Annotated in this window: 13 protein-coding genes; 7 read left to right on the top strand and 6 right to left on the bottom strand. The window is 66.5% G+C overall.

From position 1 onward, the window contains the following. Positions 1–15 precede the first annotated feature (15 nt). Both IEW02_RS15665 and IEW02_RS15660 read left to right on the top strand, forming a co-directional pair. Positions 16–174 carry a hypothetical protein gene (locus IEW02_RS15665; protein ID WP_188546199.1) on the top strand — a complete coding sequence of 53 codons (159 nt, stop codon included), beginning with the start codon at positions 16–18 and terminating at the stop codon, positions 172–174. A 50-nt stretch (positions 175–224) separates the two neighbouring features. Continuing rightward, positions 225–581, top strand: a complete 357-nt coding sequence (locus tag IEW02_RS15660; RefSeq protein ID WP_188545758.1) for a hypothetical protein — start codon at positions 225–227, stop codon at positions 579–581. Here IEW02_RS15660 and IEW02_RS15655 read toward each other — a convergent pair. The 5 genes from IEW02_RS15655 to IEW02_RS15635 form a co-directional block, all read right to left on the bottom strand. Then, the gene (locus IEW02_RS15655) at positions 568–2,172 is read right to left on the bottom strand and encodes a carboxylesterase/lipase family protein (protein WP_188545757.1); all 1,605 of its coding nucleotides are present in this window, start codon (positions 2,170–2,172) and stop codon (positions 568–570) included. The two genes, IEW02_RS15660 and IEW02_RS15655, sit on opposite strands and share 14 nt — an antisense overlap. Beyond that, entirely contained in the window at positions 2,169–2,759 is a 591-nt protein-coding gene (locus tag IEW02_RS15650; protein WP_188545756.1) for a TetR/AcrR family transcriptional regulator, read from the bottom strand. Before IEW02_RS15650 ends, IEW02_RS15655 begins: the two co-directional genes overlap by 4 nt. A gap of 48 nt (positions 2,760–2,807) precedes the next feature. After that, the gene (locus tag IEW02_RS15645; RefSeq protein ID WP_188545755.1) at positions 2,808–3,521 is read right to left on the bottom strand and encodes a uracil-DNA glycosylase; all 714 of its coding nucleotides are present in this window, start codon (positions 3,519–3,521) and stop codon (positions 2,808–2,810) included. Then, on the bottom strand, positions 3,518–4,981 hold the full coding sequence (locus IEW02_RS15640) for a PH domain-containing protein (protein ID WP_188546158.1): 1,464 nt from the start codon (positions 4,979–4,981) through the stop codon (positions 3,518–3,520). Before IEW02_RS15640 ends, IEW02_RS15645 begins: the two co-directional genes overlap by 4 nt. Before the next feature lie 89 nt (positions 4,982–5,070). Continuing rightward, a complete protein-coding gene (locus IEW02_RS15635; protein WP_188545754.1) occupies positions 5,071–5,595 on the bottom strand; it encodes a PH domain-containing protein in 525 nt (174 codons plus the stop codon). Positions 5,596–5,720: 125 nt separating this feature from the next. Here IEW02_RS15635 and IEW02_RS15630 point away from each other — a divergent pair, with 125 nt between their 5' ends. The 5 genes from IEW02_RS15630 to IEW02_RS15610 all read left to right on the top strand — a co-directional run bounded on the left by IEW02_RS15630 (position 5,721) and on the right by IEW02_RS15610 (position 11,187). Further along, positions 5,721–8,291 (top strand): bifunctional FO biosynthesis protein CofGH, encoded by a 2,571-nt coding sequence (locus tag IEW02_RS15630; RefSeq protein ID WP_188545753.1) that lies wholly within the window; start codon positions 5,721–5,723, stop codon positions 8,289–8,291. Next, on the top strand, positions 8,288–9,079 hold the full coding sequence (locus IEW02_RS15625; protein ID WP_188545752.1) for a hypothetical protein: 792 nt from the start codon (positions 8,288–8,290) through the stop codon (positions 9,077–9,079). Before IEW02_RS15630 ends, IEW02_RS15625 begins: the two co-directional genes overlap by 4 nt. A 111-nt stretch (positions 9,080–9,190) precedes the next feature. Further along, positions 9,191–9,514 (top strand): ferredoxin, encoded by a 324-nt coding sequence (fdxA, locus tag IEW02_RS15620; protein WP_188545751.1) that lies wholly within the window; start codon positions 9,191–9,193, stop codon positions 9,512–9,514. A gap of 2 nt (positions 9,515–9,516) precedes the next feature. Beyond that, positions 9,517–10,638, top strand: coding sequence for a succinyldiaminopimelate transaminase (gene dapC, locus IEW02_RS15615; RefSeq protein ID WP_308933189.1), 1,122 nt, complete (start codon positions 9,517–9,519; stop codon positions 10,636–10,638). A 9-nt stretch (positions 10,639–10,647) separates the two neighbouring features. After that, on the top strand, positions 10,648–11,187 hold the full coding sequence (locus tag IEW02_RS15610; protein ID WP_188545750.1) for a DUF6584 family protein: 540 nt from the start codon (positions 10,648–10,650) through the stop codon (positions 11,185–11,187). 3 nt (positions 11,188–11,190) lie between these two features. Here the strand turns inward: IEW02_RS15610 and IEW02_RS15605 are convergent, their stop codons facing one another. Next, positions 11,191–12,165, bottom strand: coding sequence for a ferritin-like domain-containing protein (locus IEW02_RS15605; protein WP_188545749.1), 975 nt, complete (start codon positions 12,163–12,165; stop codon positions 11,191–11,193). Positions 12,166–12,359 lie beyond the last annotated feature (194 nt).

The raw sequence follows: 12,359 nt of genomic DNA, 5'->3' as shown, positions 1-12,359 counted from the left end.
CCGAAGGGATGACCCATGATATTCAATTACGACATTCAGAACGCAATCGCAGCGTTCGTCGACTCCATCCGTCCGATGGGTGACGCGCAGGCTGCTCTGTACGAGTCAATCCTGTCTCAGTTCGCCAATGGTGTAAGCGGATTCCTCACGTCCATCGGCTTCCCTCCCCGTTGACGGAGCCCTCCACACAGACGTTCGCACGAGGTAGGTCCGTACTCGAGGCGGTGTCGGTCGCAACCGTTGCCGCACTGACTTTCGACGGGTTTCTGTCGGCGGTAGTTGCTGCCCTTTTTCTTCCCCTGTACGCCGGGTCCACTCCCTTCCCGATCAGCGCTCTCGCGGCGGGGGCGCTCAACGTCGTGCTCGTACGATCGGCCATGGCTGCATCGGGAAGCATCGGCCAGGGCTCGCTCCCTCTGGTCGGGTTCTTCGTCGGGTTGGTTCTGTGTGCGCTGGGCGGTCCGGGTGGCGACGTGATCCTTCTCGCCGACTGGCGAGCTGCGCTCCTGCTCGTCGCAGGTGTTGCCCCGCCGGCCGTGCTGCTCTACTCCGCGAGGATCAGGGCGCTCACCCGGGGTTGACCGTGTCCCAGAGGTTGCAGTGGTGCTCGGTGCGGTGGTCGACGAGATGGACCCCGGATCCGGTGATTGGATTGTCGAACTGCATTACGGGGGTATCGGTGCCGGTGGTGACCGGCCAGTCGACATTCTCGATCGGACCCGGTGTGCCGGTACGAGCGAACGACGCCCATGCCGCCACCATGTCTGAACCGAGCTCGTGCTGCCCCGGTCCGGTGAGCAGGTCTTCGCCCCCGAGATCGAACAGATAGGGCAAGTCGGTGGCGTGCGCCGCGCCCTGAGGTATACCCGACGACGCCACTCCACTCACGTCGTGCGCGCTCCGATCGGCGAACTCGTAGCTGTAGACCGGAGTTCCGTCGGCGGCCAGATCGCGCGCGCCGTGCGCGGTGGTGCATGCCCAGGCGACGTCGGTGACGAGGGTCGCCCAGGCGACCGGCGCCGAATCGTAGGCGGTCAGCGGGTACTGCGCGGTCACCGCTGCGGCGTCGGCGGGAAACGACGCTTGGACCAGTGAGCCGTAGTTGTCCGCGGTCACCGCGGTCGGATCGGTGAGCAGTAGTCCGCCGATGAAGGACCGGTGTTCGTCGCGGTTGCCGCCGGACAGAACAGGCACCTTCAGCCAATCCCCGTCCTCGACGGCGCGCGCGGGATCGCGTGGCAGCAGAGCGGTGCCGTAGGCCAACGGGTTGCCGAACAGCACCGCCTGCCCGAGCAAGGCGTCGACCGGTTGTGCGCGCAGACAGGCCAGCGGCTCGGGAGCGGTGCACCCGAGGGTCGCCGCCGCCGCTGCTCCCTGAGTTTCGCTGTCGGACAACGCAATCAAGGATGACGACGCAGGTAGTCCGGGAAACAGCGTGCCGGGAGGCCACGCGAGGCGGCAGGAGCCTGACGAGAAGGCAGCCCTGTCGATCAGTCCCTCGGCCGCCGGCGAGGTCAGCGCTGCGCAGGTCGATGTTCCGCCGGCCGACTCGCCGAACAGGGTGACGGCGTCGGGATCGCCGCCGAATGCTTCGGCGTTGTCGTTCGCCCAGCGCAGAGCGGCCAGTTGGTCCGCGAGCCCGAAGTTCCCGGACCCCGCGAGTCCGGGTAGTCCCAGGTATCCCAGCATTCCGAGTCGGTAGTTCGCCGTCACGACTATCACGTCGCCTTGATCGGCAAGCCGCTGGGCGTCGTACTGAGAGCCGGCTCCGCTGGTGAAACCGCCGCCGTGCCACCACACCATCACCGGTCGGGGTTCATCGCTCGCGCGGGCCGGAACGGTGACGTTCAGAAACAGGCAGTCCTCGTCCGTCGACGAGACCGATTGGGCAGTCTCACCCGTCTGCGGGCACGGTGAGCCCGCTCGGGTGGCGTCGAGCACGTCGTCGGTGTCGGGGAACGGCTCGGGAAGGGTCCACCGGCGGTCACCGGTCGGCGCCAGCGCGTACCGAACGCCGAGGAACTGGTGTGTGGCGCCCACGTCGACTCCCTGCAGAGTTCCCGTCGTGGTGTCCACCAGCAAGTCCGATCCGGCGTCCGGTTCGTTCACCGCCGACGAGCATCCGGCAGCGACCAGCACCGTCGCAGCGACGACTGCGAGTGCGCGCTTCATGGGATCACCCGCGTGGCCGCGTCGATGGTGCGCACGAGTTCGTCCGCCAGTGCCTCGGGCTCGGCTCCCGCGGCGGTCAACCCGACCGCGGTGTCCAGGACGGCGCGGATGGTCAGCGCCATGAGGGTCACGTCGAACTCACGCATCTGACCGGCTACCTGACCGTCCCGGAGCAGGCCGGCCGTGGTCATCATCTCCGCCGCGTGTTCTTCTCGCTCGTCCCGTCGCAGGCTGTCCTCGGTACGACTGGTGTAGAGCGCGGTGAGGGCTCGAAGGTGACGCGGACAGCGGGCGTAGAACATGATGCTGCCGCGGACGAACGACGCCACGCTGTCTCGGGGCGACTGCGCCGACAGGGTGTCCGGGTGCACCTCCTGGCGGCCCAGGTCGTAGATCGAGTCGACGGCCGCTTCGAACAGTTCGCGCCGGCCGCCGGGGAAGTGGTAGTTCACAACCCCACGGCTGACGCCGGCGCGTTCGGCAATGCGGACCAACGACGCCTGCTCGGCACCGAGGTCTGCCAGCGCATGTATCGCTGCGTCGACGAGTTGGGCGCGACGAGCCGATTGCAGGAAGGTCTGGGCCATGCCTTCGAAGTTAGCAGCCCAGACCAGATTCTGACACCCGTGTCAGATCTAGATGATTCCCGCCGACTCTCCGGCTCGCGATAGCACCTCTTCGACCATGGCCGGTGTCAGTCGTCCGGTGAAGGTGTTCTGTTGGCTCACGTGATAGCACCCGAACACGTGCAGCGGTTCGAGCGCCGTGGTCGGGGTCAGGACGACGTGCGCTCCGTGACCGAACTTGGGTCGCGGTCGGGGGACGAGCCACCCCGACGTACCGAGAATGGGAAGCAGGGCTTGCCAGCCGAACCCGCCCAGAACGACCACTGCGCGGATCGTCGGCGCCAAGAGGTGCAGTTCGGTCTCGAGCCACGTACGGCAGCGATCACGCTCGTCGGGCGTGGGCTTGTTGTCGGGTGGCGCGCAGTGCACCGGGGCGGTGATCCGGGTGCCGTGCAGTGCCAACCCGTCGCCGATGTGCGTCGCTGTCGGCTGATTCGCCAGACCGACCGCGTGCATGGCCGCGTAGAGCACATCACCGCTGCGGTCACCGGTGAACATGCGGCCCGTACGGTTGGCGCCGTGCGCCGCGGGGGCCAACCCGACGACGAGCAACCGTGCGTCCGCGGGTCCGAAACCGGGAACGGCTCTGCCCCAGTACGTCTGGTCACGAAAGCTTGCCCGCTTCTCCCGCGCGACCTGCTCGCGCCAGTCCACCAGTCTGGGGCAGGCGCGGCACGACGAGATCCGGGAATCCAGCTCGGCAATCGACGTCGGGCCACTCACCGGCGTGCCCAGACGTCACCTGCGCCGGGCTGAGCAGCCTCGACGATGGACCACGCACGCTCGACGGGAACGTCAACGATGTCGTAGTGCCCCTGCCCGGCGGCGGTCGCGGCGACGATGGTGGCGACACCTGCCCGTCGCTGAAAGAAGCTCTGCCGCACCGTCCACCCGAGGATACCGTCGGACTCCACCGTGGCCCGCCGTCGATCGAGGCTTCCGTACTGCGTGACGAGCCACCCGGTGTCGGCCGCGTGGCCCAGCCCGCGATAGCGATCCACGGCGAGCGCGGTGGCAGCGACGAGCGCAACTACAGCCCCCACCCAGACGACCGACGGGATCACGCCAGTGGCGAGTTGGACGACGACGAGAACGGCCACGACCGCCAGGACAGGAGACAGCGCGCGAGTCAGTCTGCGTCGCAACGCGATACGGCCGTGTGGGACCAGCGGGACGAGCGCGGCGTCGGGTGGACCGATGTCGGCGAGAACCGCCGTCATGACCCGCGTCGCCTCCCGGAGCGGTGCGGCCGGCAACACGAGCGAGGAATCCGACTTCTGGGCACTGACGCCGGTCATCACGGCATCGAGTTTGGCGCCACCGGCCCACCGCAGCACGAGGGGCCGCCGCAACATGGTGCCGCGCAAACGATCTCGGTCCAGCGTCGTATGACGAGTGCTCAGCAGACCGTGTCCGACGCGGAGTCGGTGCCCGTCGTCCGTTACTCGAAGATTGCCGTAGACCACCAGGTAGCGCACGCACGCGAGCACGCTGGTGACCACCAGGAAGACCACGATTCCCAACCCCACCAGAGCAACGATGCCGAGGCGGGCGGCGGAGTCGACGCCGCTGCGCGCCGCGTCGGAGTCGGCGATCGTTCCGCCGAGTCCGGACTGAAAGATCAAACCGGCGACCGCGGCAACGATCACGACGCCGGTGGCGGTGAACGGTGCGAATCGGACCCAGGAATTACTGAAGTGGGCGATCTCTACTTCCGGCGACGGTGGCGCAACCGCGACGTGGTGCTGTCCGTCAGGTCCCGGACGCTCGGGCGCCGCGGCGGGGGAGGTGTCCATGAGGTCGTCGCGCAGGGCAGGTACGAGACCGGCGTCGAGTGCATTCAGCTCGAACTGTTCCCGCTTGTCCACCTTCTGCCCCGTCCCGATGCGGACGATCGACAGACCCAGCAATCGGTGCATGACCTTCGATTCGACGTCGACGCTGCGAATCCTGCTGCGTGGCACCGACAACAGCTTCTTCTGGAACAGTCCGGTTCGCAGCTGCACGTGCACGGGACCGATCCGGTAACTGGTAGTGAACCACCGCAGGATCGCGAATACGACCGTCAGCCCGAGAACGGCGAGGCTCCAGATGTGGTTTCCGCTCTGGGCTCCCAGGAACGTGGTGGCGACCAGTGCGGGAAGGAAACGGACGACCTCGGTGACGGGATGGATCAGCAACATGCGTTTGTCCAGCCGCAGCCACGGTTGCTCGCTCTCCGCCGCGACCGCGTCGGGGCCCGCTGCGACGGCTGGGACGTCGCCCGGACTCGTCACGTCGCGTCGCCGCGGGTCCGAGCGGCGATCTCGGTCAGAAGGGCCACCGTCTCGTCGGCCACTACCTTGTCCAGAGCCGAGATCTTGACCGCTCCGGCGGAGGACGCGGTGGTGATGGTGACTGTGGACAGCCCCAGCGCCCGGTCGATCGGGCCGCGTTCGGTGTCGACGGTCTGCACGCGCGAGATCGGAGCCACCCGCCACTCCTGATCGAACCACCCGGTGCGCGAGTAGACCGCCGTCTCGCTGATCTCCCAGCGGTGCACTCGGTACCGCCACGAGGGGACCACTGTGATGTGCACCACAGCAAGAATGATCGTCACTGCAGCGACGGACAGGTTCGGCCACCATGCCGGGTCGTCGGAATTCACCGACAGCACGACTGCCCACACGATCTCGGTGATGGCAACGACAGCCCACATGAGCGCGGCATTGATCGCCCACAGCGTCCTGGCCTTGGGGCTGGGTGTACGAGTCGGATCGATCATGGTTACGACGGGAGCGGGCGGTTCTTGGCTCATGGTGTCCTTGTCCAGGAGTCGACACGACAGGTCGTCTGTTCGCACTGCTACGGACTTGTGGCAACACTGTGACTCAGCGACCCCTGCAGTGGCAAGCACACAGTCCGAAGGCGCATGATCGAACCGTGACTTTTCTGCCCGATCCCACAGTGTCATCGCCGTCGTCGTCCGTTGCACCCAGTGCGGAACCGGAGCCGTCCGCCTCTGCCGTTCGTCGTGCGCTTCGGCGTGCACGAGACGGTGTGGTGCTCAACGTCGACGAGGCCACTGTTCTTCTGCACGCCCGCGGTGACGATCTGGTGGATCTGACGACGTCGGCCGCTCGGGTGCGTGACGCCGGGTTGCTCGCGGAGCGTCGCCCGGGAACGGTGACGTATTCGCGGAAGGTGTTCATTCCCTTGACGCGTCTGTGCCGCGACACGTGCCACTACTGCACGTTCGTCACGGTTCCGGGCAAACTGCGCGCCGAGGGCCATTCGATGTTCCTCGAAGCCGACGAGGTGCTCGACATCGCTCGCCGCGGGGCCGAACTGGGGTGCAAGGAAGCACTGTTCACCCTCGGCGACCGTCCCGAGGCGCGGTGGCCGGAGGCGAAGGAATGGCTCGACGCGCGGGGGTACGACTCCACGCTCGACTACCTGCGTGCGATGTCGATCCGGGTGCTCGAGGAGACCGGCCTGTTGCCGCACCTGAATCCAGGCGTCATGAGCTGGGAAGAGATGTCACGACTCAAGCCTGTGGCGCCGTCGATGGGCATGATGCTCGAGACCACCTCGCGGCGGCTTTTCGAGGAGAAGGGCCAGGCTCACTACGGAAGTCCGGACAAGGATCCGGCTGTCCGGCTGCGCACCCTGACCGACGCGGGTCGGCTGAACGTTCCGTTCACCACCGGAATCCTGGTGGGCATCGGGGAAACGATCCGTGACCGCGCCGAGTCGATCATGGCAATACGTTCCTCGCACAAGGCTTTCGGGCACGTCCAGGAAGTGATCGTCCAGAATTTTCTGGCCAAGGACGACACCGCCATGCGCGGCTCGCCCGACGCCGGGCTGGAAGAGTTCACGGCGACGATCGCCGTGGCGCGATTGCTGCTCGGACCGTCGATGCGTATCCAAGCGCCGCCGAATCTCGTTGCGGCGGAGGAATGTGCGGCGTTGCTCGCCGCCGGCGTCGACGATTGGGGCGGTGTGTCCCCGCTGACGCCGGATCACGTCAATCCCGAGCGCCCGTGGCCGAACCTCGATTCGCTCGCCGAGATCAGTGCCGGCGCCGGATTCATCCTCACCGAACGCACTGCGGCGCAACCGAAGTACGTGCTCGCCGGGTCACCGTGGATCGATCCCAGAATTTCCGTCCACGTCCGTGCGTTGGCCGATCCGGTCACCGGGCTCGCGCGGCCCGACACGATGCCGGCGGGTCTGCCGTGGCAGGAACCGGACGAGGTGTGGGAATCGACCGGACGGGTCGATCTGAACACCGAGATCGACACCGACGGCCGCAACACCGACACGCGTTCGGACATCGGATCGGCGTTCGGTGACTGGGAATCCATCCGCGAACAGGTAGCCGGGCTGGCCGCGCTCGAGACTGTCGACCGAGACGTCGCATCGGCGTTGCGGGCTGCGGAGAAGAACCCCGGCGGGTTGACCGACGATCAGTACCTGGCACTCGCCACCGCCGAGGGATCCGCGCTGGACGCGGTCGCCGCGTTCGCCGATCACCTGCGCAAGGACGTCGTCGGCGACGATGTCACCTACGTGATCAACCGGAACATCAACTTCACCAACATCTGCTACACCGGGTGTCGGTTCTGCGCGTTCGCTCAGCGCAAGGGCGACGCCGACGCGTTCTCCCTGTCCTCCACAGAGGTGGCGGACCGGGCGTGGGAAGCGCACGTACTCGGCGCCACCGAGGTGTGCATGCAGGGAGGTATCGATCCCGAACTCCCCGTGACGGGGTACGCGGACCTGGTGCGCGCGGTCAAAGCGCGCGTACCGGAGATGCACGTGCACGCGTTCTCACCGATGGAGATCGTCAACGGCGCCTCCCGCGGCGGGCAGTCGGTGCGCGATTGGCTGATCGAGTTGCGGGCCGCCGGACTGGACACGATTCCCGGAACCGCGGCGGAGATTCTCGACGACGAGGTGCGGTGGGTGCTCACCAAGGGCAAACTGCCGGCGCAGACATGGATCGACGTCGTCACCACTGCGCACGAGGTCGGGCTCAGATCGTCGTCGACGATGATGTACGGCCACGTCGACAATCCGTCGCACTGGGTCGGACATCTCAACGTGCTCAAGGGGATTCAGGACAAGACCGGAGGCTTCACCGAGTTCGTCCCGCTTCCGTTCGTGCATCAAAGTTCACCGCTCTACCTTGCGGGCGCCTCGCGCCCCGGTCCGACGAACCGTGACAACCGGGCGGTGCATGCGCTGGCGCGCATCATGCTGCACGGGCGCATCGACAACATTCAGACGTCCTGGGTCAAGCTGGGCGTCACCGGAACGCAGGTGATGCTGAACGGCGGCGCCAACGACCTGGGCGGAACGTTGATGGAGGAGACCATCTCCCGGATGGCAGGATCGCAACACGGATCCGAGAAGACCGTCGAAGAACTGCACGCCATCGCGAACGGCATCGGCCGCCGCGCCGTCCAACGAAGCACCGCCTACACCGACAGGAGCACCGCTGCGTGAGCCCCGATCGCCTCGGTGACGAGAAGGTGGCCGCCGCACTCGGCGCCGCCGTCCGCGTCATCGTCCCGACCCTGACTCTGCTGGCCGAACGTGACCCCTTCGGGATCAAGAAGCGCACGTTCCGCACCGCATCCGATACCGACACGCGACTCGATCAGGCACTCGACGCGGTCGCCTGGGTCTTCGACGCCACCGACGTCCCCGGCACCGAGGCGTGGTCGACCATGTCGCTCGACAAGCGAACGTCGTGGTGGGTCAACCGCGTCGGTGCACTCGGGACGATTGCGGTGGCCTTTCCCGGCTTCTTCGGAGTGCTGGCGCGTCGTCTGCCGCTGCAGGACATCCTTGGCTTCTCCAACCAGGCCATGGTGATCGTGGCCGTCGCACGCGAATGCGGAGTGACGGACCACGACGAGCTGGTCCGTCTGCTCGCAGCAGTGCTCTGCAAGCGAAATCTGCCGAGCAGAGCGGTGGACGAAGCGAAGGCGGCGGGAAGGCCGGACGCCGGTCGAAAGTCTCTCGAGACCAGAACGGCGGAGGCTGCGACCGAGGACAGACCGCGTTCGCCGTCCGCAGTGCTCTCTGCATTGTGGTCGGTCACGAAGATCCTTCGAGGCATCGCAGACGAGTTGGACAAGCGACCCGACGCCCGTACCGTTTATCGGTGGCTCGGCAACGTGCCTGTCGTCGGCGCCGTAGCCGGCTATTTCGGAGAACGCGGTGCGCTGTCGCGCGCAGTGAAACTTGCACGAAAGTGGATACGCACCGAGGGTCTGTCCGCCGCCTAGCGGTCAGGGCACCCTCAGCGCGAAACGGGGCAGTGGTCGGGTGATACTTGAGCTTCGGTTCGGGTAGTACCTACTCGCCCCACAAGCTCGAGAAAGGTCAAGGAGACACCAGTGCCCTACACGATTGCAGAACCGTGCGTCGATGTGCTGGACAAGGCATGCATCGAAGAATGCCCTGTCGACTGCATCTACGAGGGCGGCCGCATGCTGTACATCCACCCCGACGAGTGTGTGGACTGCGGCGCGTGTGAACCGGTGTGCCCCGTCGAGGCGATCTTCTACGAGGACGACGTTCCCGATCAGTGGTCCGCGTACGTCGGTGCCAACGTCGACTTCTTCGACGATCTGGGTTCCCCGGGTGGCGCGGCCAAGGTCGGCAAGACCGACTTCGATCCGCCCTTCATCAAGGCCCTGCCGCCGATGGGCGAGAGCTGATCTTGCCGGTCGCAACATCGAACCGAATCCCACGGGCAGCCGGATTGCCGGACTTCCCGTGGGATTCGCTCGCCGACGTGAAGGCGACTGCCGCGTCGCACCCGGACGGCATCGTCAACCTGTCGGTCGGAACGCCCGTCGACCCGGTCGCACCCGTCGTTCGGGACGCACTGCATGCAGCCTCTGCCGAGCCGGGTTATCCGGCGACGGTGGGAACCTCGGCCCTTCGCGCCGCGGCCGTGGCGGCGCTCGAGAGAAGGTACGGCGTCACCGGTCTTGCCGACGACGCCGTGTTGCCGGCCATCGGCACCAAGGAAATGATTGCGTGGTTGCCGACGCTTCTCGGTTTCGGGTCCGACGACCTCGTGGTGATTCCGGAACTCGCGTATCCCACGTACGAAGTCGGTGCGCTACTGGCACATTCGAGCGTCGTCCGGTCCGACGACACGGTCGGGTTCGGTCCGCAACGGCCGTCGATGATCTTCGTGAACTCGCCGTCCAATCCGACAGGTCAGGTGCTCGGTGAGGCGCACCTGCGCAAGGTCGTCGACTGGGCACGTGAACGCGGCACCATCGTCGTGTCGGACGAGTGCTACCTCGGGCTGAGTTGGGACGGGCCGGCGCTGTCGGTTCTGGACCCGCGGGTCTGCGGGGGCGACTTCACCGGTCTGCTTGCGGTGCATTCGTTGTCGAAGACGTCCAACCTCGCGAGCTACCGTGCCGGCTTCGTCACCGGCGACAGCGCCCTGGTTGCGGAGCTCCTCGAGGTGCGCAAGCACGCGGGCATGATGGTGCCGTATCCCATCCAGGCCGCCATGACCGCCGCGTTGTCGGACGACGAGCACGAGAACGAGCAGCGCGAGCGGTACCGGCGCCGTCGCCAATCGTTGCGGTCCGCGGTGTCCGGAGCCGGATTCACCATCGATCATTCCGAAGCGGGCCTGTACCTGTGGGCGACCCGCGGTGAGGCATGCCGGGACACGGTGGCGTGGTTCGCCGAGCGCGGCATCCTGGTTGCGCCGGGAGAGTTCTACGGACCGCGCGGATCGAAGCACGTGCGTATTGCGCTGACTGCCACCGACGAGCGGATCGATGCCGCGGTCGCGCGGCTGGGTTCGAACTGAGGTCCGACCGTGGGTGCACTGGACCGAGCACAAGAGGACATCGCCTGCGGTGAACCGTGGCGCGCCCGCAACCGACTGAGCTCGGTTCTGGAGCAGGAGCCGGCTTCCCAGGGCGCACTCGACCTGCTCGGCTACGCGTACCTGGCGATGGACGATCTCGCGGCCGCGGGTGCGGCGTGGTTCCTGACGGACCGACCGGACGAGGACCCCGACGTGACGCCTGCGCTGAAGGCGCTGGCGACGGCGTACCCGGATCCTCTGGCACTGGCTCGTGCGTTGCCGATCCGGGCGCCGTCGTCCGCCTATCCGCCTCGTGCCCGCCGACGCCTCGCGATTCTGGGTTCGAGGGTGCGGGCGAGCGGTCAGGAGTGGGAACCGCCCGGTGAGGTGCACTTCTTCGAGCAGGACGGAGTCGACGTCGAGGCGTTCCGTGAGTGGCCCACCACGGTCGCGACCACTCGATCCGGAATACGAGTGGTCGCGGCCGTACTGGTCGTCGCAATGCTGGCCGGAGCGTCGATCGCCGCTGTGATCACGCTCCTGCTGTGACGGTTATCCGCCGCTGGTGTTCAGTTCCCCGTTGACGCCCGCGGGGTAGAAACCGCCGGAGCGCACCGGCTTCGGGTTGAGGTAGACGATGTTGAGAACCTGGCCGGGGGTCCGGCTGAAGGTGATACCGCTGGGATCGGTGGGCACGAGGTTCGCACCGCCGTTCAACGTGAGGCCCTGATCGAGATCCGTCGGTCCGTCGAGGCTGTCGCGTGCATCGGAGATGGCGTTCGCGGCATCGATCAGCCCCAGGTTGTAGAGCGATGTGCGCACGATCCCGGCGTGATAGGCCTCGACGGACAGGATGCCGGCCGCGGCTTCGAGGTAGGTCTTGTTCGAGATCAGCGGCGCCGCACCCTTGTATGCCGTGACGCCCACGTCCTCGAAGATGAAGGCGCCCAAGAGGAAGCTCTTCTCGTCGGCGAACGGGTCGAACGACCCACCGGCCTCGATCAGACCGGCGGCAGTTGCTGCAGCGTTGAAGCTGGCGACGAGATCGATTGCCGGACGCGAGACGGCTGCAGAGCCGAGAGCACCTCGGAGAAAAGCAACGTGAGCCCGCTCGTCGTCCGCGATCTCCTGCGCGTAGGCCTTGATGGCAGGCGTGTCGAACTTGACCTGCTTACCGCCCGTGACTCCGCCGGGTGTTCCGGTTCCGCCCACCAGGTCGTCGCCGAGGCCCGCGCCGGTGACTGCGCGAAGGTAGAACTCGGCCTCGAGGTACTCCAGGTTCAGCGCGAAGTTGAGGATGGCGCTGTCACTGGGCCCTTGACCGGGAAATCCCGGAAACTGGGGGAGACCGGGGAAGCCGGGACCCGAGGATCCGAACTCCTGGGCAGAAGCCAATCCGCTTCCTGCGACCATAGTGGCGCCGACTCCGAGGCCGGTCATTCCTGCTGCCCGGAAGAAGCGGCGGCGATCGAGAGCGTTTTCGGAACTTCGGTCGATGGCATTCTTGATGAAGAGACGATCGAACATGCGGGGTCCTTTTCGACGTGGATGGTCGCGACCCCCCGACGAGACTTCGTTACCGTAGCGCGACCTGATCGAGATGTTCGGCCAGACACGAATATTCGTCGTCCAATGTTCACGTCGAGCGTGCAGGACCGGCCGAGGTACCCGAAAGCCAGGGAATGCCCGGTTTGTGTCTGCCGAAGATGCAAGAAACCCGT

This window comes from Rhodococcoides trifolii, assembly GCF_014635345.1.
Taxonomy (GTDB): Bacteria; Actinomycetota; Actinomycetes; order Mycobacteriales; family Mycobacteriaceae; genus Rhodococcoides; species Rhodococcoides trifolii.
Note: the sequence above shows the minus strand (reverse complement) of the source record. Positions and strands in the feature narration are given on the sequence as shown.